Origin of the sequence: Leucobacter aridicollis (genome assembly GCF_024399335.1) — a bacterium.
In the GTDB taxonomy this organism is placed as follows: domain Bacteria; phylum Actinomycetota; class Actinomycetes; order Actinomycetales; family Microbacteriaceae; genus Leucobacter; species Leucobacter aridicollis_A.
Genome location: NZ_CP075339.1, coordinates 1,234,042 through 1,254,995, shown reverse-complemented (window position 1 = coordinate 1,254,995; position 20,954 = coordinate 1,234,042). Strand labels below are relative to the sequence as shown.

13 protein-coding genes are annotated in these 20,954 nt (G+C 66.5%); 10 read left to right on the top strand and 3 right to left on the bottom strand.

Annotated features, from left to right (window positions below; all coding sequences use genetic code 11):
- Positions 1-96 precede the first annotated feature (96 nt).
- Positions 97-1,989, top strand: coding sequence for a thiamine pyrophosphate-binding protein (locus KI794_RS05615; RefSeq protein ID WP_255809422.1), 1,893 nt, complete (start codon positions 97-99; stop codon positions 1,987-1,989).
- 991 nt (positions 1,990-2,980) lie between these two features.
- The gene (locus KI794_RS05610; RefSeq protein ID WP_119281421.1) at positions 2,981-3,667 is read left to right on the top strand and encodes a hypothetical protein; all 687 of its coding nucleotides are present in this window, start codon (positions 2,981-2,983) and stop codon (positions 3,665-3,667) included.
- Positions 3,668-3,876: 209 nt separating this feature from the next.
- On the opposite strand, the gene KI794_RS05605 is transcribed toward KI794_RS05610, so the two are convergent.
- Positions 3,877-5,256: an MFS transporter gene (locus KI794_RS05605; RefSeq protein WP_255809421.1), complete on the bottom strand. Its 1,380-nt coding sequence runs from the start codon at positions 5,254-5,256 to the stop codon at positions 3,877-3,879.
- Positions 5,257-5,568: 312 nt separating this feature from the next.
- A complete protein-coding gene (locus KI794_RS05600) occupies positions 5,569-7,752 on the bottom strand; it encodes a malate synthase G (protein WP_119281423.1) in 2,184 nt (727 codons plus the stop codon).
- Between the two features lie 104 nt (positions 7,753-7,856).
- On the opposite strand from KI794_RS05600, the gene KI794_RS05595 reads away from it, so the two are divergent.
- The 5 genes from KI794_RS05595 (at position 7,857) to KI794_RS05575 (ending at position 14,844) form a co-directional block, all read left to right on the top strand.
- The gene (locus KI794_RS05595; protein ID WP_255809418.1) at positions 7,857-8,648 is read left to right on the top strand and encodes an IclR family transcriptional regulator; all 792 of its coding nucleotides are present in this window, start codon (positions 7,857-7,859) and stop codon (positions 8,646-8,648) included.
- 100 nt (positions 8,649-8,748) lie between these two features.
- On the top strand, positions 8,749-10,125 hold the full coding sequence (locus tag KI794_RS05590) for an FAD-binding oxidoreductase (protein WP_119281425.1): 1,377 nt from the start codon (positions 8,749-8,751) through the stop codon (positions 10,123-10,125).
- A 79-nt stretch (positions 10,126-10,204) separates the two neighbouring features.
- Positions 10,205-11,140, top strand: a complete 936-nt coding sequence (locus tag KI794_RS05585; protein WP_119281426.1) for a helix-turn-helix domain-containing protein — start codon at positions 10,205-10,207, stop codon at positions 11,138-11,140.
- A gap of 121 nt (positions 11,141-11,261) precedes the next feature.
- Positions 11,262-13,370 (top strand): primary-amine oxidase, encoded by a 2,109-nt coding sequence (locus KI794_RS05580; RefSeq protein WP_119281427.1) that lies wholly within the window; start codon positions 11,262-11,264, stop codon positions 13,368-13,370.
- Between the two features lie 61 nt (positions 13,371-13,431).
- A complete protein-coding gene (locus KI794_RS05575; RefSeq protein ID WP_255809416.1) occupies positions 13,432-14,844 on the top strand; it encodes an aldehyde dehydrogenase family protein in 1,413 nt (470 codons plus the stop codon).
- A 92-nt stretch (positions 14,845-14,936) separates the two neighbouring features.
- Here KI794_RS05575 and KI794_RS05570 read toward each other — a convergent pair whose 3' ends face one another.
- Complete coding sequence (locus KI794_RS05570) at positions 14,937-17,252, bottom strand: DEAD/DEAH box helicase (protein WP_370647864.1); 2,316 nt, start codon at positions 17,250-17,252, stop codon at positions 14,937-14,939.
- Between the two features lie 174 nt (positions 17,253-17,426).
- Between KI794_RS05570 and KI794_RS05565 the strand changes: the two genes are divergently transcribed.
- From KI794_RS05565 to KI794_RS05555, 3 genes are all read left to right on the top strand, one after another.
- On the top strand, positions 17,427-18,212 hold the full coding sequence (locus tag KI794_RS05565) for a fumarylacetoacetate hydrolase family protein (protein ID WP_255809415.1): 786 nt from the start codon (positions 17,427-17,429) through the stop codon (positions 18,210-18,212).
- Positions 18,197-19,030, top strand: a complete 834-nt coding sequence (locus KI794_RS05560; protein WP_255809413.1) for an HpcH/HpaI aldolase family protein — start codon at positions 18,197-18,199, stop codon at positions 19,028-19,030. Before KI794_RS05565 ends, KI794_RS05560 begins: the two co-directional genes overlap by 16 nt.
- A 397-nt stretch (positions 19,031-19,427) precedes the next feature.
- Entirely contained in the window at positions 19,428-20,951 is a 1,524-nt protein-coding gene (locus KI794_RS05555) for a fumarylacetoacetate hydrolase family protein (protein ID WP_255809738.1), read from the top strand.
- Positions 20,952-20,954: the final 3 nt, after the last annotated feature.

Sequence of the window (20,954 nt, the reverse complement as noted above, 5' to 3'; positions counted from 1 at the left end):
CGCCGGGTAAGGCACCCGAAAAAGGGGCGCTGCTGCGAGCACTCGCGAGACATACACGGTCACCATTCACCGCTCGATCCAATGAAGGATTCGTAGATGTCTCACATTCACACCCGTTCGTCGACCCCTGTTTCGCTCGCCGCAGCCACCGCTCAGGCACTCGCTCGGCACGCCGGTCAGAGTTTTGGCCTCATGGGCAACGGCAACGCCCACCTCATTGACAATCTCACCCAGGCTGGCGTGAGCTATACAGCGGTCAGACACGAAGCGGCAACCGTTGCCGCCGCCGACGCATACACGCGCGTGAGCGGCAAGCTTGCGATCGCGACCACCACGTATGGCGCAGGTTTCACCAACACGTTGACGGCCCTCGCCGAGGCAGCACAGGCGCGCACGCCCATGCTGGTCGTCGTCGGCGATGCGCCGTCAAGCGGGCCGCGCCCGTGGGACGTTGACGAGGAGATGCTGAGCGCCGCCGTCGGCGTGCGCCTGTTCACACTCGGAGTCGCCGGGGTCGACGAGACGGTCGACAGGGCCACCCGCTACGCGCTTCGCATGCGACGCCCCGTAGTGCTCGGACTCCCCTACGACCTCGTGGGCGCCTCGGTCGTTCAGCCGGACCCCGGCCCGGGCGCGGGATCGGGCGCAATCGCCTCAAGCGACACCGCTGGCGCCTTCGGCGCGCCCGCCGCCCATTCCACCCTTCCTACGGAAATCGATCTGAGCGACCCAGCGGTGCTCGCGGAACTCTCGGTCTCGGTTGCCGCCACCGATCCTCAACCCGCGGCGCCCACCGCACCTGCACCGACCGCGATGATGCCGGGCGCAATTGTCTCAACCTCAACGGTCCCGGCACCCCACCGCATCGAGGCCGCCGCCGAGGCGCTGCTCGGCGCGAAACGACCGCTCATCATTGCTGGCCATGGCGCGCACCTCGCAGGCGCCGCCGCCGAACTCGGATCGCTCGCAGCCAAGCTCGGCGCACTCACCGCAACAACAGCCCTCGCGCGAGGGATCTTCCCCGAGACCACGTTCGACCTCGGCGTCGCGGGCGGGTTCGGGCAGCCCGAGGCGATGGCCGTTCTGCAGCAGGCCGATGTCGCACTTGTCGTCGGAGCTGGCCTCAACCAGTTCACCATGCGGTTTGGCGAGCTGTTCGGGGAGGGCACCACGGTGCTCCGGATCGACACTGAACAGGTGAGCGGCCCAAAGACGGTCCACCCCATCACGCACCACTTACTGCAGGGCGGCGCCGTCGAGACGCTGCGCGCGATCCAGGCCGCGCTCGCCGACACACCTCGAATGACAGGCTGGCGCGACACGGTCTCTGGTCTTGAACCCGGCGGTACGCTGCGGTCGAGGCCCACTGGCGAGAGCGAGTTCTGCGCCGACGGCCTCCTCGATCCGCGGGGCGTCGCCGCCAGAATCGGCGAGCTACTCCCCGAAGACCGCCACGTCACGAGCGACGGCGGTCACTTCATCGGCTGGGCAAACATGTACTGGCACGTCGCGTCCCCTGAGCGCATGATCATGGTCGGCACCGCCTACCAGACAATCGGGCTCGGGTTCTGCACGGTACCCGGGGTGGCCGCAGCCGCGCCAGACTCGACAGTGGTTCTCACCACGGGTGATGGTGGCGGGCTGATGGCACTGGCCGACCTCGAGACCGCAATTCGAACGGCACGAAGCCAGGTCATCGTCGTGTGGAATGACAGCGCGTATAGCGCTGAAGTACACCTGTACGGAGAGATGGGGCTCGACAAGGCGCCGATGCTCATTCCGACTGTGAACTTTGCGGGCGTCGCGTCGGCGCTCGGAGCGACCGGAGTTGTCGTCGAATCGCTTGCTGACCTCGAGGCACTCAGTGCGTGGACAGCGGCGGGCGCGGAGGGCACCATTGTGCTGGATTGCCGGGTGTCCGGCTCGGTTGTCGCCGACTACCAGCGCGAGGTGCAGCGAGTGAACGGGCTCGACGTCCCAGCCGAGTAGGCCGAGGGCGGCTGAAGGGCCCGTCCGCCTGGCCGCCGCGCCCGCTCGCCCGTCGGCCACGCCCGCGCCGGCGCGCCACGCCCGTCGGCCCGCCAAGCCCACTCGCCGGCCCGCCAAGCCCACTCGCCGGCCCGCCAAGCCCCCTCGCCGGCCCGCCAAGCCTACTCGCCGGCCCGCCAAACAGCCTTACTCCCGCAGGAGGACCCCTTACAGACCCTCGGAATGATGCTCTGGCGCGGGAATGGGGCTCCGCGGCGGGGACGTCGGCGGGGGTCGGGCCGCGGAAGGTCGGCAGGAATAGGCGGAGCCTGGGCAGAGTGCGGGCAGAGTCCGGGCGAAGTCCAGGCGGAGTCCGGGCGAAGTCCGGGGGAAGTCCGGGGGAAGTCCGGGGGAAGTCCGGGCGAAGTCCAGGCGGAGCCCATGCAGAGCCCAGGCAGAACCCGGGCAGGTCCATGCCCCGTCCTGGTGCTTGGCCCAGCTCTACAAGCACCGACGCCAAACTCTCGCTGCTTCGCCCACAACCCGGCACAGAGGGGCGCAGCCAGCAGGTTGTTCACGCGTTGCTCAGACACTCCCTCGACCGCCTGAGTCGTGTCAAGCTCGCTCGATGTCTCCCAATCAACTTTTCGAAACCGCCGGAACGGCCCTCATCCGCACCCACGAACTCCTTCGGAGTGGGCTACGGGAGCGCGACATTGCGTCGATGCTACGAGTCGGTGAGGTCTTTCGAGTGCGGCGTGGCTACTACGTGCGCCAGACGACCTGGCGCGACGCATTGCCCGAGTTGCAGCACGCCATCGCAATCGTCGCCGCGCAACGTTCATCGCGCTCTGCCCCAGTGTTCTCCCACCGCAGCGCAAGCATGATCCATGGGTGGCCTGTCTGGTCGGCGTGGTTGACCAGGACCCCGAGTGACCCGCGTCAAGTTCACACGATGAGCACGGTGCCCGGCACGGGGAAGACAACCTCAACGAGGCATCGCCACCTGGCAATGCTGAACGACGACGATGTTGTGTCTGCTTCTCCTGTTCCCAGCTTGGACAAGTTCCACCACACCTCACCAGAACGAACACTCTTTGATCTCGCCAGAGCCGAACCCTTCAGCGTCGCCCTGGTCGCGGCCGACGCGCATCTACACGAGACAGCTTCCACTGGCCGAAAGGTCGATGCCCTACAGGTGGCTGGCTGGCGCGCGCGAATGCAGGCCCGATCGCGCGCCCATGCTGGACGACCTGGTGTGCGGGCAGTCCGGATACTCGCACAGCACGCGGACCCCCGGGCCGAATCGCCACTCGAAACCATCAGCCGGCTGCGATTTCTCCAGCTCGGGATTTCCGTCGAAACGCAAGTCTCCGTCCCAGCACCCAACGGCAACCGGTACTTCGTGGACTTCTACGCTCCCGAACTCGGTTTCTGGGGAGAGTGCGATGGCAAATCGAAATACGTTGGAGCTGCGGGCGACGGTCATTCCACCGCGGAACTCCTATACGCCGAGAAGCGAAGGCACGACTGGATAGCAGGGACGACGAACCTGCGCGGAATCCGATGGGGCGTGCGGGAGGTGTTGACGCGTGACCGCTTCGCTACACATCTCAAAGCCCACGGAGTAGCGGTACCGGGGCTGCCGAGTCCCCTCCTGGAGCCGGAGACGCGGGGGTTCTTGAAGCAGCTCCCGTAGACCTGCAGGCCAGGCGTCAAGGAAACCGCAAGCCGGTCGCCATGGCGGCCGCAGACCGGTCGCCATGGCAGCCGCAGGGCGCCAGGCCAGAGAGGATCTTCCTTACAAGACCACCCCAAACCTACTGTCAGATAGGGGTGGTCTTGCAAGGAAGTTATCGAGTGGCGGCCGGGCGGGGCGCCCAAGCCCAGGCCCAGGCCCCGAAGGGGCTAGTACCTGGCGGCAGGCTCCCACACGAAGTGGCCCTGCTGCTGGACCTCTTCGTGCTCGGGGCCGAGCGGAATGTCGCTTCGGTCCCTGAGCAGCAGCGTCGCGACGAAGGCGACGACCATCACACCGGCGATGTAGAAGGCGACCGAGGTGGCAGTGCCAGTCGCTGCTACAAGCCACGTCGAGATCATCGGAGCGAACGCACCACCGATAATTGCACCGATCGCGTAGGTGATCGAGACGCCCGAGTATCGGATGGAGGCTGGGAACAGCTCCGTGAAGTACGCGGCCTGCTGACCATACGTGAGTCCGTTGCCGATCGCGAACAGCGACAGGCCGAGGAACAGGAGCCACACATTGCCCGTGTTCACGAGCGGGAACAGGATGAAGATGACTGCCAGGAAGGCGATCCAGCCGGCGATGTAGGTCTTCTTGCGCCCGATCCTGTCGGAAATCACGCCAGCGGCGAATGTCATGATGAGCCATACGACTGATGCTGCCGCGACTGCGATCAGCACATCGGTGCGGTCCATGCCGACGTGGCCACCGTCAGCGATGGGGGTGGTCGCGTAGTTCTGGATGTAGCCGCCTGTCGTCATGTAGCCAGCAGCGTTGTTGCCTGCGAACGTAAGCGCCGCGAGAATGATGAGCAGCCAGTGCCGCTTGAAGAGCTGCAGCACGGGCGCCTTGGTCTGTTCCTTGCGCTCGGAGATCTCGGTGAACACCGGGCTCTCCTCGACCGAGCGGCGAACCACAATTCCGACGATGATGAGCACGAAGCTCAGCAGGAACGGTACGCGCCAACCCCACTCAAGGAATGCGTTGCCCGGCGAGATCACGCCAGTCATGAGCGCGAGCACGCCCGAGGCGAGGAGCAGGCCGATCGGAACGCCGATCTGCGGGAACGCACCCATGCGTCCGCGCTTGCCGTCGGGAGCGTGCTCGACAGCCATGAGCACTGCGCCACCCCACTCGCCGCCCGTTGAGAGCCCCTGCAGGATGCGGAGCACCATGAGCAGCACCGGCGCGAGCATGCCGACCTGCGCGTAGGTCGGCAGGACACCGATGAGCGTCGTCGCTACGCCCATCAGGATCAGCGTCACTACGAGCATCGCCTTGCGGCCGATCTTGTCGCCGAAGTGGCCGGCGAGGAACGCCCCGAGCGGCCTGAACAGGAAGCTGACGCCGACTGTCGCGAACGACAGGATTGTTGCGAACTGCGGGCCTGCAGGTTTGAAGAACAGCTCAGCGAACACGAGGCCTGCTGCGCTCGCGTACAGGAAGAAGTCGTACCACTCGATGGTGGTGCCGATGACGGTGGCGGCGGCGACCCGCCGCAGCTCGCGCTGCGATGTGGGCGCAGCAGTGTGGGAGGACATACCCAGGAGACTCCTTTGTCGTTTAATGAACAGCGTGTGCGGTAATTGAACACCACAGCTCGAGGTTCACCCTACATGATTCCCGGCCGGTGTGCCGCACTGCAGCACACTTAACCCACATGCGTAGTCACCCGATTCGGCCTCGACCGCAGCGCCCACCAAGCACGCACAGCTCAGGCCGCGCCACGAGACACGCACAAAAATGCCTGCTCAAAATCGCTTTCGAGCGAGCGCCACCAGAACGCGGTTGCCCCGCACCCCGAAAACCAGGGGTGCGGGGCAACCGCGAACAGATTGTCAGAATCCTCGAAGCTACGCGCCTGCGAGCTCAGCTTTCTTGCGCAGCCGCAGCGCGTGCAGGAGCGGCTCCGTGTACCCGTTTGGCTGGGCCGCACCCTCCAAAATAAGCCGGCGGGCAGCCTCGTAGGCAGTACCCGTGCCGCCCACGAGGGGCTCGTACGTACCGTCTGCGGCGTTCTGCCTGTCGACGATCTCGGCGCACCTCTCAAGCGCTGCGTCTACTTGCTCCGGAGTGATGACGTCGTGGAGCAGCCAGTTCGCGAGCAGCTGGCTCGAGATTCGCAGCGTCGCGCGATCCTCCATCAGCCCGACATCGTGAATGTCCGGCACCTTCGAGCAACCGACGCCCTGATCGATCCAGCGCACAACGTAGCCGAGGATTGACTGCACGTTGTTCTCAACTTCGGTCGCAACGATCTCTGGCGTGAGCCCCCCAGCGGGGGCGAGCGGGATCGTCAGCAGCGTCTCAAGACTGTCTGCCGCGAGCGCGGGTAGCCCGCGGCGCGCAACGAAGGCGTCCTGCTGGTGGTAGTGCAGGGCGTGCAGCGTAGCCGCCGTTGGCGACGGCACCCACGCAGTCGACGCGCCGGCGCGAACGTGCCCGATCTTCTGGTCGAGCATTGCCGCCATGAGGTCTGGCATCGCCCACATTCCCTTGCCGATCTGGGCCCGCCCATCGAGGCCGCAGTCGACGCCGATGGCGACGTTTCGTGCCTCGTAGGTCGGCAGCCAGGGCTGCTCGCGGATGGCGCCCTTCGGCAACATTGCACCCGCCCGCATGGACGTGTGGATCTCGTCGCCGGTGCGGTCAAGGAAGCCCGTGTTGATGAACACGACCCGCTCACGTGCGGCGGCGATGCAGGCTGCGAGGTTTGCCGAGGTTCGGCGTTCTTCGTCCATAATGCCGATTTTCAGGGTGTTCGCCGGCAGGCCCAGAAGCTCTTCGACCCTGCCAAACAGCTTCGCGGCGAACGCAACCTCGGCGGAGCCGTGCATTTTCGGCTTCACGATGTACATCGAGCCTGCACGCGAGTTGCGCCCCTTCGCCGACCCGCGCAGCTCGGCGAGCGATCCGACAGCTGTCATGATCGCATCGAGGATCCCTTCGAAAACCTCGGCGCCTGCCGCGTCGTGGGCCGCAGGGGTGCGCATGAGGTGCCCGACGTTTCGCACGAACAGCAGCGACCGCCCGGGGAGCACGAGCGCCTCACCGTTTGGGCCGGTGTACTCACGGTCGGGGTTTGCGGTGCGGGTGAACGTTTCGCCACCCTTCGATACCTGTTCGGCGAGTGTGCCATCCATCAGCCCGCGCCAGTTGCGGTATCCAAGTGCCTTGTCGTCGCCGTCGACAGCAGCGACCGAGTCTTCGAGGTCCATGATGGTGGTGAGCGCAGATTCGAGCTCGATGTCGTCGATGCCTGCGGCGTCGGTCGCACCGTTTGTTCCCGTTCGGTCGACGACGATGTCAATGTGCAGCCCGTTGTGGGTGAGGAGTACCCGCTCGGGCGCGGCCGCGTCACCCCGGTATCCGGCGAACGCCCCGGGATCTGCGAGCCCGCTCTGGCTGCCGTCCTTCAGCGTGACGATGAGCGCACCGTCAACGACTGAGTACCCCGTCGCGTCGACATGGGAGCCGTTCGCGAGAGCAACGTGCGCGTCGAGGAGCCGCCGCCCCTCAGCGATGACGGCCGCCCCGCGGGCAGCGTTGTAGGTGTTGCCCGGGGCGAGCTCGCCCTCCCGCGAGATGGCGTCGGTGCCGTAGAGGGCGTCGTAGAGTGACCCCCATCGCGCGTTGACCGCGTTCAGCGCGAACCGGGCATTGAGCAGCGGCACGACAAGCTGCGGGCCCGCGAGCCGTGCGATCTCGGGGTCAACGCGGTCAGTGGTCACCGTAACAACAGCCGGCTCCGGCTCGACGTACCCAATCTCCGTGAGAAACGCCCGGTACTGCGCAGGCTCCGGCTGGCCCGGGTTCGCGGTGTGATACTCGTCGAGTTTGGCCTGAAGCTCGTCACGGCGGGCAAGCAGCCGCTCGTTCTCGGGGGTGAGGTCAGCGAGGATCGCAGCAGCCCCCTCCCAGAACGCTTTATCGGTGATGGCGCCTCCCGAAGCTCGGTCTGCGGCGAGCGCTTCCTCTGCGAACTCGACGATCGGTGTCGCGACAGCGAGCCCTGCGCGGGTTTCGGTGGGGGTCATTGGGGTGCTCTCCTCAGTAGGCGGCGTCAGGGGCAGTGCTGCCCCGTCCCAACCATATGGGCTTCGGGGTTGTTTTGGAATGTTGATTCCGTATTATGGAATTCGTGGAGAAACGCATCGGAGAACCCGAAGTTGAAGCGGCGCAGCGCGACACGGCGCCGCCCGGCCAAGTCCAGTCAGTTGCGCGCGCCTTCGCGCTCCTCGAGGCCCTCGCGGCGCAATCCGAGCCCATGTCACTGCAGCGACTTGCCGAGCGCACAGGGCTCGCTCAGCCCACCGCCCACCGGCTCTTGAAGACCATGCAAGAGCTCGGTTACACCCGCCAGACTGCCGGGCGAGAGTATGGCCTCGGGCCGGGCCTCATTGCGCTCGGCAACCGGGCTGCGCCCGAGCTCGCGGTGCGCGCGCAGCCCATGCTTCGCGAGCTCGAAGAGCTCTCGCAGGAGACGGCAAACCTTGTCGTGCTCGACGGCACGAACGCCGTGTACGTCGCCCAGCAACCCTCGCGGCACCAGATGCGAATGTTCACCGAGGTCGGCCGCCGGGTTCTGCCACACGCGGCGGGTGCCGGCAAGGCGATGCTTGCGACGTTGAGCGAGACGCGGGTGCGTGCGATCCTCGAGGCCACCGGACTTCCGAAATACACGGCCACAACGCGTACGACTGTCACCGAGATCCTCCGCGAGCTACGAGACACCCGTGGGCGCGGCTACGCGCTCGACGACGGCGAGCGCGAGATCGGTGTCCGCTGCATTGCCGTCGCCGTGCCTGGCGCAACCCCTCCAGCCGCGCTCTCAGTCTCGGGCCCCGCCGCACGAATCACCGACGAGATGGTGCCGCAGGTAGTCGCAGCGCTGCAGAGCGCAGCCGCCCGCCTCGGCGGGGGCGCGCGCTAGGCAGAAAGGGGTCGGCCACACACCGCGGCCTGCTAGCATCCCGTCGCAACCGGCCCCACTCCGGTACGGACACCGGAGTCCGACGATGGAAGGCAGTTCAATGATGCACGCAGCCGACACACTCGCAGCCCTCGCGACAGCGCTCCCGCCGGAATCGCTCGTCACCGACCCAGCGTCCATGGAGGCCTACCGGTGGGATCGCGCACGGGACCCGAACGCCGGAGTCCCGCTCGCCGTCGTTCGAGCGACGACGACGACGGAGGTCCAGCAGGCGGTCAGGATCGCCGGAGCGGCCGGCGTGCCTGTCGTACCACGCGGCGCGGGCTCCGGTTTGTCTGGCGGAAGCTCCGCCGTCGAAGGCGGCATTGTGCTCTCACTCGATCGGATGCGGTCAGTCACGATCGACACGGCCACGCGCACCGCGACCGCCGAGCCCGGCGCACTCAACGCTGAGGTGAAGGCCGCGGCAGCGGCGCATGGGCTCTGGTACCCGCCGGATCCCTCGTCGTTCGAGTTTTGCTCGATTGGCGGCAATGTTGCGACGAACGCCGGAGGGCTGTGCTGCGTGAAGTACGGAGTCACGACCGACTATGTGCTCGGAATGACGGTCGTACTCGCCGACGGCACAGCAGTCACGCTCGGCGGGCCCAGACTCAAGGACGTTGCCGGACTGTCGCTCACCAAGCTGTTTGTCGGGAGCGAGGGCACGCTCGGCGTTATCACCGAGGTGACGCTGCGCCTCATCCCCGCGCAGGGGGCCCGCACCACGCTCGTGGCAGCGTTTCCCACCCTCGCATCTGCGACCTCGGCAGTACTCGGGATCACCGCTGAGATGCGACCAGCAATGCTTGAGTTCATGGATCGGGAGACCGTGAACGCGGTCGAGGATGAGACCAGGATGGGCCTCGACCGCGACGCCGCCGCTATGCTCGTCGTCCAGTGCGACGAGCCAGGCGAGCACGCGGCAACGCTCATCGAGCGCGTGAACGAAATTTGCACCGCAGCCGGGGCGTCGGAGTGCTTCGCGACATCCGATGCTGAGGAGGGCGAGGCGTTCGCCATCGCACGCCGAATTGCGATTCCTGCCGTAGAGCGCCGTGGCACGCTCTTGCTTGAGGATGTTGGGGTGCCGCTTCCGAGGCTCGGCGACCTGGTCACCGGCATCAGCGAGATCGCTACCCGGCGCGAGGTGCCGATCGCCGTCGTCGCCCACGCTGGCGACGGAAACACACACCCGCTCATCGTGACCGACCCCAGCGACCCGGCGCAGTGCGCCCGCGCCGATCTCGCATTCGGCGAAATCATGGAGCTCGCAATCAGCCTCGGCGGAACCATCACCGGCGAACACGGCGTCGGGAGAATGAAGCAACCCTGGCTCGCGGACTACCTCGGGCCCGACGCCATGGAGCTCAACCGCCGCATCAAGCGCGCGCTCGACCCCGAGGGCATCCTCAACCCCGGCGCTGTCTACGGGTGACCGCTGAAACGGCGTGCCGTCGAGCACTCCGCGACACCTCAGGCTGGTCTTTCGAGATTTTCGGGGTAGTCTGTGCCCCATGAGTGGGCTGACCGTCTTGGAAAGCCTCGGCGCTTTCCGGGGCATGGTCTCGAGTTCGTTCGTGCCACTGGAGGTCACGAGGGAGCGAGAGCGCCGCGGCGCGCCATTCAGCGCGAGCATGGAATCGCTCGACACCGACGGCATTGCGTTCACCGAGATCGCTGCGCTCCCGCACATCGTCGAACGCACCGCGGCGAGTATCGCTGACGGTGGCTCCGGTTTCTACAAGGTGAGTCTCATGCTGTCGGGCTCCGGTCACCTGGTGCAGGATGGCCGGGAGCTCGTCATCGGGCCGGGTGACCTCGCAATCTACGACACCTCTCGCCCGTACACGCTCGAGTTCGCCGACGAGTTTAAAACACTGATCGTCATGTTCCCGAAAGACCGTCTCGAGCTGCCCGCATCGCTCACCGACCAGCTCATTGCGGCGCCGCTCGCCGAAGAGCACCCTGGGCTCGTGCCGATTGTCTCGACGTACCTGTCGCAGTTCCCCGCCAGGCTCACCCCGCTCGCCGAGGGCGTGAGGGCGAAACTCGCGCACACGAGCCTCGACTTGCTCGGCACGCTCTTCGCCGACGTGCTTGCCGCCTCGCCAGAGCAGCGCGACCCGCACCAGCTGCTGCTGCAGCGCATCTGCGGCTACATCGACGACAACCTCGGCTCCCCCGAGCTATCGCCCGGGTCGATCGCAGCCGCGCACTACATCTCAAAACGCCACCTCCACGTCTTGTTTCGCAGTGCAGACACGACGGTTTCGAGCTGGATCAGGGAACGCAGGCTCGAGCGTTCCCGCGCAGACCTCCGCGATCCGGCACTGTCCGATCGCACCGTCGCAGCCATTGCGACGAGGTGGGGGTTCAGCGACGCCGCGCACTTCAGCCGGGTATTCAAGGCGGCCCACGGAGTCTCGCCGCGGGAGTTTCGCGGCGTCTAGCCTTGGGCGTGACTTCGATCACCGCCCGTCAACGTGGCTGCGCCCACGTCCAAGCCAACGAAGCGGCCCGTTGCGATACTGAGGTGAGTTCACTCCCTCAACGGCGACAAGGACGGTTTCAATGACGCACGTTCCAGGCATTCATGCCCCCGATGTCACGCACACGCACGGCAAGCGGATCACGACGCCCACCGAGGTGCGGCACCCGCTCGACCCGCTCACCGGCGACGAGATCGCCGCGGCGCGCGCGATCCTCGTCGATGCCGGCCACTTCTCCGAGCACACACGGGTGCCCAGGATGCTCCCCGTAGATCCCGCGAAAGACGCACTCGCCTCGTGGCGCACGGGCGACCCGATGGATCGCAGGATCAGGGTAACGCTCCTCGAACGCTCGACGGGGGTCGCGTCGGAGGCGATCGTTTCGGTGACTCGCGGCGAGGTCGACTCGCTCACCGTGATTCCGAACGGCGAGGCACCCTACGGGCAGCCGCAGTACCTCTTCGAGGAATACGATGACGCGGCCGACATCGTGAAAGCCTCCCCCGAATGGCAGGCTGCGATGCGCCGCCGAGGGCTCGAGGAGCACATTGAGCTCGCGTTCTGCTCGCCGCTCGCCCCAGGCTTCTTCGGCCGCGAGGACGAGGTCGGCAAGCGAATCGTCCGCTCGCATACCTACCTGCGGTTCTCCGAGAACGACAGCCCGTGGGCGCACCCGATCGAGGGCCTCGTCGCGCACGTTGACCTCACCGAGCGGCGAGTTTTCAGGCTCGACGACGAGGGCGACGTGCCCGTCCCCGAGCAGCACGGCAACTACACGCTCGACGTGCAGGGCCCGGTGCGCACCTCTCTCAAGCCGATCGAGATCACCCAGCCCGAGGGCCCGTCGTTCTCCGTCGACGGCAGCCTGGTGCAGTGGGAGAACTGGAAGTTCCGCGTCGGTTTCAACCAGCAGGAAGGCCTCGTGCTCAACCAGCTCACGTGGCGAGACGGCGATGAGGATCGCTCGGTCGCGACCCGCGCAAGCGTGCCCGAGATGGTCGTGCCGTACGGCGACACGTCGGTGAGCCGGCACTGGATCAGCTACTTCGACGCGGGTGAATACCTGCTCGGCAAGAACGCGAACTCGCTCGCGCTCGGATGCGACTGCCTCGGCGTCATCCACTACTTCGACGCGTTCGTCCCAGACGACCACGGCAACCCAGTCGTCATACCGCAGGCCGTCTGCATGCACGAAGAGGACTACGGCATCCTCTGGAAGCACACAGACCTCGCGGGCAACGCCGAAACACGGCGCAGCCGCAGGCTCGTCGTGAGTTACTTCACCACAATCGGCAACTACGACTACGGGTTCTTCTGGTACTTCTACCTCGACGGCTCGATCCAGATGGAAGCGAAGGCCACAGGCATCGTGTTCGCCGGCGCCGGGATCCCTGGCAGCGAGAATCCGCACGGTCCCGAGATCGCGCCAGGCATCTTCACGCCCGTGCACCAGCACATTTTCTGCGCGCGACTCGATGTCGCAATCGACGGCGAGGACAACACGCTGCACGAGATCGAGGCGGCAGGGATTCCGACGGGCCCCGAGAATCCATATGGCAACGCGTTCACCTGGACGAACACGCAGCTCACGAGCGAGCTTGAGGCGCAGCGGATCGCTAACGGGCTGTCATCGCGGGTATGGGAGGTGCGCTCCGCTCACCGCACAAACTACGTTGGTAAGCCGACCGCGTACTGGCTGATCCCCGAGGGAAAGATGCTGCTCGCGGCGCAGCCAGAGGCGACCGTGCACGGGCGCGCGGCGTTCGCGACGAAGCACCTGTGGGGCACGCAGTACGACGCCGAAGAGCTTTACCCTGCAGGCTTCTACCCCAACGCGCACGAGCCGGGCGCCGGGCTTCCCGCGTGGACAGCGGCAGACAGATCGCTCGACGGCGAAGACATCGTGCTCTGGCACTCGTTCGGGCCGACGCACATTCCCCGCACCGAAGACTGGCCGATCATGCCGGTTGACTACTCGGGCTTCTGGTTCAAGCCGCACGGGTTCCTCGACCAAAACCCAGCGATGAACCTCCCGGAAGACGCTCGCGCCGGCGCCTCCTGCGCGGGCGACTCCGGGCCCAGCGCCGGGGCCGCAGGCGGGTGCTGCGCTGGCGGTGGATGCGGCTGCTGCGCAGGCGGGTCATGCCGTTGCGGCGGCGCGGCCTGTGCGTGCGGACGGCCGCGCGCGTAGCGGCGTACCACCACGCTCCAACGTCGACTTTTACTCACCCCTTCACAGATGGAGAACCCACATGTTGAGCTACGAAGAGCTACTCGCCGCCGTGACCGCGAACAGCGGCGACAGCCGCGAGGTTCGCGATCCAGCGACCGACGCGGTCATCGGGCAGGCGCCGGTGAGCGACGTCGCAGCGCTCGAAGCGGCGATTGACACGGCAGAGAAGGCCCAACGAGAATGGGCAACGCTCGGCCACGAGGCGCGGAGCGAGATGCTGAACCGCGCGGCCGACGCAATCGAAGCCCACGCTGAGCCGCTCGCCGAGTTGCTCTCGCGTGAGCAGGGCAAGCCGCTGAACGGCCCGAACGCGAGGTTCGAGGTCGGCGGCTGCGTCGCGTGGACGCGGGCCGCAGCCGACACCCCGCTCCCCGTCGAGGTTGTCGTGGATGACGAGTCGGGCTACGCCGAACTGCACTACCGCCCGATCGGCGTCGTCGGCGCGATCTCGCCATGGAACTGGCCGATGATGATCTCGATCTGGCAGATCGCCCCATCGCTGCGCATGGGCAACACTGTCGTGCTGAAGCCAGCGGAGACAACGACCCTCTCCGTGCTCGCGCTCGTGCACGTGATGAACACAGTGCTCCCGAAAGGCGTACTGAACATCGTGCCGGGCCCGGGCCGCACCGTCGGCGACGCGCTCACGCGCAGCCCGAAGATTGGCAAGATCATGTTCACTGGGTCCACCCCGGTCGGCAAGCGCATCATCGAAGCCTCGGCCCCGAACGTGACGCGGCTCACGCTCGAGCTCGGCGGAAACGACGCGGGGATCGTGTTGCCCGACGTAGATCCGAAGGCGATCGCTGAGGATCTATTCTGGGGCGCGTTCATCAACACTGGCCAGACATGTGCCGCGCTCAAGCGCCTGTACGTGCACGACTCGGTGTACGACGCTGTCGTCGAGGAGCTTGCGGCGGTGGCCGCGGCTGTGCCAATGGGTGTGGGACTCGACGAACAGAACGTGCTCGGGCCGCTACAGAACCGTGCGCAGTTCGACATCGTCGACAGGCTCGTCGAATCGGCGAAGGCCTCGGGCGCGCGGGTTGTGCTCGGCGGGAACCCAGACCGTGAGGCCGTCGGCAACTTCTACCCGGCGACGCTCATCGCCGACATCGATGCCCACCAAGAACTCGTGCTCGAGGAGCAGTTCGGCCCCGCACTGCCAATCATCCGGTACTCCGATGTCGATGAGGCTGTCGCGCTCGCGAACGAACTCGAGGTTGGCCTCGGCTCCTCCGTCTGGTCGTCTGACCGCGCCAAGGCGCTCGAGGTCGCGGCACGGCTCGAGGCTGGCACGACCTGGATCAACTCGCACGGCGGCCTGCACCCGATGATCCCGTTCGGCGGGGCAAAGCAGTCGGGCTACGGCAGGGAGTTTGGCGTGCTCGGTTTGAAGGCCGTCGCTGAGCCGCACGTCATCAGCGGCTAACCCGTCGGCGCGCCCCACACAATTGAGGAGGGCCTCCCGGGACGATTGTCCCGGGAGGCCCTCCTCATCTACGCTACCTACGCCTGCGCTAGTTACCAGCGCGGCTTGCGCTTGCCGTCAGCACGGTCATTCCCGCGGTCGTTTCCGCCGTAGCCGCCACGATCGCCGCCGTAGCCCCCGCGTCCGCCGCGGTCGCCGCCTCGATCCCCACGGTCATCGCGTCCGCGGTACCCACCGCGATCGCCACCGTATCCGCGATCGTTGCCACCGCGATCGCCGCGGTCGCCGCCGTAGCCACGGTCGTTACCGCCGCGGTACCCACCACGGTCGCCGCCACGGTCGTTGCCGCCGCGGTACCCACCACGGTCGCCGCCGCGGTCGTCGCGCCCGCGGTACCCACCACGGTCGCCGCCGCGGTCATCGCGTCCGCGGTACCCGCCTCGGTCGTAGCCGCCGCGCCCACCGCGATCGCCGCGATCTTCCCAGCCCTTGCCACGCGGGCTTGGGCCAGAGTCTTCGCGAAGCTCAATGAGCTTGCCGCTGATACGGGTGTCTGCGAGCGCAGCAACAGTCTCTGCAGACAGCTTCTTCGGAAGCTCAACAAGCGAGAAGTCGTCGCGCACCTGAATGCGACCGAAGTCGTCGCGGGTGAGGCCACCCTCGTTCGCGATCGCACCGATGATCTGGCCCGGCTGAATCTTCTGACGACGTCCGACCTCGATGCGGTACATCTGCAAGTCATCGCGCTGCGCGCGCGGCTCACGCTTGTCGCGGTCGAACCTGCCGCCACGATCGTCGCGGCCTCCGCGATCCCTGTCGCGCTGACCGTCCTCAAGGAAGCGGGCAGCCTGCTGGCGGTCACGCGCGAACTTCTGGTCGTCTGCCTCGTCAAGCAGCAGCTTCGTCTTACCCTGCGAGACGACCGCGAGCGCTGCCGCGACATCGGTCTCGGGAACATCGTGGTGACGCACATAGTGGTCGATGATGTCGCGAAAGCGCTCGATGCGGTCCGTCTCCCCGAGCGCCGCGGTGATCGCGTCGTCGAAGCGGGTGAGGCGGGTCGCGTTGACCTCTTCGACACGGGGCAGCTGCATCTGCGTGAGCGTCTGCTTCGTTGCCTTCTCGATCGACGTGAGCATGCGACGCTCGCGCGGCGTGACGAAGCTGATCGCGTCGCCAGAGCGGCCAGCGCGGCCCGTACGGCCAATGCGGTGCACGTACGACTCGGTGTCGATTGGCAGGTCGAAGTTCACGACGTGGCTGATGCGCTCGACGTCGAGACCGCGCGCCGCGACGTCGGTGGCGACGAGGATGTCGAGGCGGCCATCCTTCAGGGACTGCACCGTGCGCTCGCGCACGTTCTGCGGCACGTCGCCGTTGATCGCGGCAGCCGAGTAACCGCGTGCGCGGAGCTTCTCGGCAACCTGCTCGGAATCGCCTCGGGTGCGCGTAAAGACGATGAGGCCATCGAAGTCTTCGACCTCGAGAATGCGGGTGAGCGCGTCAACCTTCTGCATGTAGGAGACAACGATGTACCGCTGCGTGATGTTTGAGGAGGTCTGCGTCTTGCCGGCAATCTTCACCTCGCGCGGATCGTTGAGGTACTGCTGCGAGATGCGGCGAATCTGGTTCGGCATCGTGGCTGAGAACAGCGCAACCTGCTTCTCCTGCGGGGTATCGGCGAGGATCGTCTCAACGTCTTCTGCGAAGCCCATCTTCAGCATCTCGTCGGCCTCATCAAGCACGAGGTACTTGATCTGTGTGAGGTCGAGCGAGCCGCGCTTCAGGTGATCCATGATGCGGCCCGGGGTACCCACGACGATGTCGACGCCGCGGCGCAGCGCCGAGAGCTGCTGCCCGTACGCCTGACCGCCGTAGACGGGAAGCAGGTGCACCTCGGGAAGCTTCGACGCGAAGCTCTCGAAGGCCTCGCACACCTGGAGAGCGAGCTCACGGGTCGGCGCGAGCACGAGGGCCTGCGGCACGCCCTGGCCGGGCTCGATGCGCGACAGGATCGGCAGCGCGAACGCAGCGGTCTTGCCAGTACCGGTCTGCGCGAGGCCGACGACGTCGCGCCCTGACAGGAGGGTCGGGATCGTCGCAGCCTGAATGGCGGACGGGGTCTCGTAGCCGACCGCGGTGATCGCTTCGAGCACCTTCGGCGCGAGGCCGAGGTCTGCGAATGTCACGCGTTCAGCGTCGGCCTCTGCGGCTGGGGCCGGCTTCTCGGAAGCGGGCTCAGCGGCAGGGCTGGAATCGGTCGATGAATCGGATGAAGTTTCGGGAGCAGTCACAGGTGCAGTCTCAGAAGTCGCTTCTGGCGTCTCGGTCTGCGCGTCAGCGGTTGCGGTCTCGGCAGCGATGGTCTCGTCTGCGGACTCGGGCGCGGTGTTCTCGGAAGAGGGCATCGTATCAGTCTACACCCTCATGGCAAACGCCGAGGAACACTCTCGCGCATCACCCCGGCGGTCTGGGCTAGAACACAGGACTCGGATCGTATACGATCTGAGATATGGCCGCGACTGGATCTCCCAGCCGGGGCCGCACACCACGCACCACACCCCGAAGAAGCGGAGGCCCCTGTGCTCGATCCCTCTCAAATCGCATCGATTGCCGACGAACTCGTCCAAGCGGACCGCGACCGCGCGGTGCTCCCCCGACTCACGTCTCGCTACCCCGACATGGTGATCGAGGACTCGTACGCGATCCAGAAGGAATGGTCTGATCGCCGCATCGCCGCTGGGGCCCGCCTTGTTGGCCACAAGATTGGCCTCACGTCGAAGGTGATGCAGGTCGCGACAGGAATCACCGAACCAGATTATGGCGTGATCCACGACGATATGGTCTTCGAGTCGGGCGCAACGCTCGAGTTCGACCGTTTCTCAAACGTTCGCATCGAGGTCGAGCTCGCGTTCGTGCTTGCGAAGCCGCTCGCCGGCCCAAACGTGTCGCTGTTCGACGTGCTCGAGGCAACAGCGTACGTCGTCCCAGCGCTCGAGGTATTGAACTCGCACCTGGAACTCGAGGGCCGCACGATCGTCGACACCATCTCGGACAACGCCGCGATGGGCGCGATGGTCTTGGGCGGCCGGCCAGTGAAGGTCGACGATGTTGACCTCACCTGGGTGCCAGCGCTGCTGTACCGCAACGAGACGATCGAGGATTCGGGCGTCGCTGGCGCCGTGCTCGGGCACCCCGCGCTCGGAGTGGCATGGCTCGCGAACAAGCTTGCCCAGCACGGGCAGTCACTCGAGGCCGGCGAAATCATCCTTGCGGGCTCCTTCACCAAGCCCATGTGGGTCGAGCGCGGCGACACCGTGCACGCAGATTACAACGGACTGGGGTCAGTAACGTGCCGATTCATCTAGAACTTCCGCCGACACTCCGCGATCGCCTCGCCGAGTCCGATCGTGCACTGATCGGGCTGTGGGCAACCGCTGGCAGCGCCGTGAACGCCGAGATCGTCGCAGGAAGCGGCTGCGACTGGGTGCTCCTCGACGCCGAGCACTCCCCCAATGGGCTTGAGTCGCTGCTCGCACAGCTGCACGCGATGGCGCCATACCCGGCGACGGTCGTGGTCCGCCCACCCTACGGCGACACTGTCACAATCAAGCAGTTTCTCGACCTCGGGGCACAGAATCTGCTGATCCCGATGGTCGACTCGGCGGAACAGGCCGAGGAGGTCGTACGGGCAACGCGCTATGCACCCGAAGGGACCCGCGGGGTCGGTTCGGCACTCGCACGCTCCGCACGGTGGAATCGCGTCGAAAACTACCTGACTCGGGCACACGACCTGGTGAGCGTGACCGTGCAGATCGAGTCGGTCTCGGCGGTGAGTGACGTGCAGCGCATCGTGGCCGTCGACGGCGTCGACGCCGTGTTCGTCGGCCCGGCAGACCTCGCCGCCTCGATGGGCCTTCTCGGCCAGCAGTCACACCCGGCCGTGATTGACGCGGTGTTGCACGTCATTTCGGCCGCGCGAGCCGCTGGCAAACCTGTCGGGGTGAACGCGTTCGTCCCAGAGCAGGCGGAGCGCTACATCGAGGCCGGGGCGAACTTCGTCGCAGTGGGCGCCGATGTCGCGCTTCTCGCACGCGCGACCGAAGCGCTCGTCGAACAGTTCATCCCGACTGAACCTGGTGGCGCTTCTTCGGGTGGCGCTGCCACACCACGCGCCAGCTACTAGCTCTAGCCCTAGCCCTAGCCCTGGCCCTGGCCCTGGCCCTAGCCCTAGCCCTAGCCCTGGCCTGCCCAGGCCCCTCAGCTCGCCAGACAGACACTATCTGACAAAACACCCCCTTGCCCACAGTGCTTAAGGGCCCGTTTTGCAGGGAAGCTACTCTCCGGCGGGGTGAAGCCGGCGGGGTGAAGCCGGCGGGGTGAAGCCGGCGAGGTGGAGCCGGTGCCCTCCCACACCCACCCCTTCCCAACGGCCACCAGATCGTATACGATATGAAATACAAAGAGGAGACGAGGTAGTCATGACGCTCGAAAACGATGCAGCGCTTGAAAACGAAGCCGAGTTTGAGGCTGACTTCGACCAAGAGTTCGAGGCCGTGCTCGACAACGAGTTCGGAATCGACATGCCTGGCAAGATCATCGCCGTCCACCTGAACTACCCCTCGCGGATCGCACAGCGCGGCCGCACCCCCGAGTTCCCCTCATACTTCTTCAAGCCAGCCTCGTCGCTCGCGCCAACGGGCGGCACCGTCGAGCGCCCAGCCGGCACTGAGCTGCTCGCATTCGAGGGCGAGATCGCGCTCGTCATTGGCGAAGAGGCCCGCTGGGTCTCCCCCGAAGACGGCTGGAAGTACGTCTCGCAAGTGACCGCTGCCAACGATCTCGGGCTCTACGATCTGCGCGCCGCAGACAAGGGCTCGAACGTGCGCAACAAGGGCGGCGATGGGTTCACGCCGATCGGCCCGGTCACGATCCCGACCGATGGCATCGGTGAGGGCGACTGGCGGGTGCGCACCTGGGTCAACGGCGAGCTCGTACAGAACGACACGAGCGACACCCTGAAGTTCCCGTTCGGCCAGCTCGTCGCCGACCTCTCGCAGCACATGACGCTCGAGCCCGGCGACGTGATCCTGACAGGCACTCCCGCGGGCTCGTCGGTACTCCTCCCCGGCGACGTGGTTGAGGTCGAAGTCGACGCCCCGACGGCGCCGGGCGCCCCGACCACCGGGCGTCTCGTGACGACAGTCACACAGGGCGAGACCGAGTTCGGCGACTTCGGCAACCGTCCTGCGGTGAACGATCTCCAGCGGGTTGAAGCGTGGGGCAGCGAAGACGAGCACGCCGCGGCCGTCGCCGCGGGCCGCGCGACCCCCCTCGACGGAACCGGCGCAGCAACCAGCGCCGCCGCAAACGCAGGCACCAGCGCCGCAGCAAACGGGGCCGACGCGAGCCCGCTCACCCCGGAGATCCGCGAACTGCTCAGCGGCGTTGCGGTCGCAACGGTCTCCGCGGCGCTCCGCAAGCGCGACTACACCGAGATCTTCATCGATGGCGTGTACCCGAACCACGAGGGCGACACGATCCTCGGCACGGCGAAGACGCTCCGCTTCATTCCGTTCCGCCCCGACCTGTTCAAGGAGCACGCTGGCGGTTTCAACGCCCAGAAGCGCGCATTCGACACCGTGAACGAGGGTGAGGTGCTCGTCGTCGAGGCGCGCGGTGTCCCTTCGACCGGAACCGTCGGCGACGTGCTTGCCCTCCGCGCGCAGGTTCGCGGCGCGGCCGGCGTCGTCACCGACGGCGGCGTACGCGACTTCGCGGCCGTGCAGCAGTTCGACATCCCTGTCTTCTCGCAGGGCGCGCACCCGAGCGTGCTGGGACGCCGCCACGTGCCGTGGGAGACCGACGTGACGATCGCGTGCGGTGGGGCTGCCGTCCAGCCGGGCGACATCATCATGGGAGACCGCGACGGCGTCATCGTGATCCCGCCGTTCCTGCTCGCAGAGGTTGCCGCCGAGGCCGCCGCTCAGGAACTCGAGGACGGCTGGGTCGCCGATCGTGTCGCCGAGGGGCACGCGGTCGACGGGCTGTTCCCCATGAACGCTGAGTGGCGCGCGCGCTATGTCGCAGAAACCGGCAGGGGCTAACCC

What these genes read in the sequence shown, in the direction of transcription:
- KI794_RS05570 (WP_370647864.1), bottom strand. Translation starts at nt 17,252, where the DNA reads ATGCCCTCTTCCGAGAACACCGCGCCCGAGTCCGCAGACGAGACCATC.
- KI794_RS05615 (WP_255809422.1), top strand. Translation starts at nt 97, where the DNA reads ATGTCTCACATTCACACCCGTTCGTCGACCCCTGTTTCGCTCGCCGCA.
- KI794_RS05605 (WP_255809421.1), bottom strand. Translation starts at nt 5,256, where the DNA reads ATGTCCTCCCACACTGCTGCGCCCACATCGCAGCGCGAGCTGCGGCGG.
- KI794_RS05610 (WP_119281421.1), top strand. Translation starts at nt 2,981, where the DNA reads ATGCTGAACGACGACGATGTTGTGTCTGCTTCTCCTGTTCCCAGCTTG.
- KI794_RS05580 (WP_119281427.1), top strand. Translation starts at nt 11,262, where the DNA reads ATGACGCACGTTCCAGGCATTCATGCCCCCGATGTCACGCACACGCAC.
- KI794_RS05585 (WP_119281426.1), top strand. Translation starts at nt 10,205, where the DNA reads ATGAGTGGGCTGACCGTCTTGGAAAGCCTCGGCGCTTTCCGGGGCATG.
- KI794_RS05555 (WP_255809738.1), top strand. Translation starts at nt 19,428, where the DNA reads ATGCCTGGCAAGATCATCGCCGTCCACCTGAACTACCCCTCGCGGATC.
- KI794_RS05590 (WP_119281425.1), top strand. Translation starts at nt 8,749, where the DNA reads ATGATGCACGCAGCCGACACACTCGCAGCCCTCGCGACAGCGCTCCCG.
- KI794_RS05600 (WP_119281423.1), bottom strand. Translation starts at nt 7,752, where the DNA reads ATGACCCCCACCGAAACCCGCGCAGGGCTCGCTGTCGCGACACCGATC.
- KI794_RS05575 (WP_255809416.1), top strand. Translation starts at nt 13,432, where the DNA reads ATGTTGAGCTACGAAGAGCTACTCGCCGCCGTGACCGCGAACAGCGGC.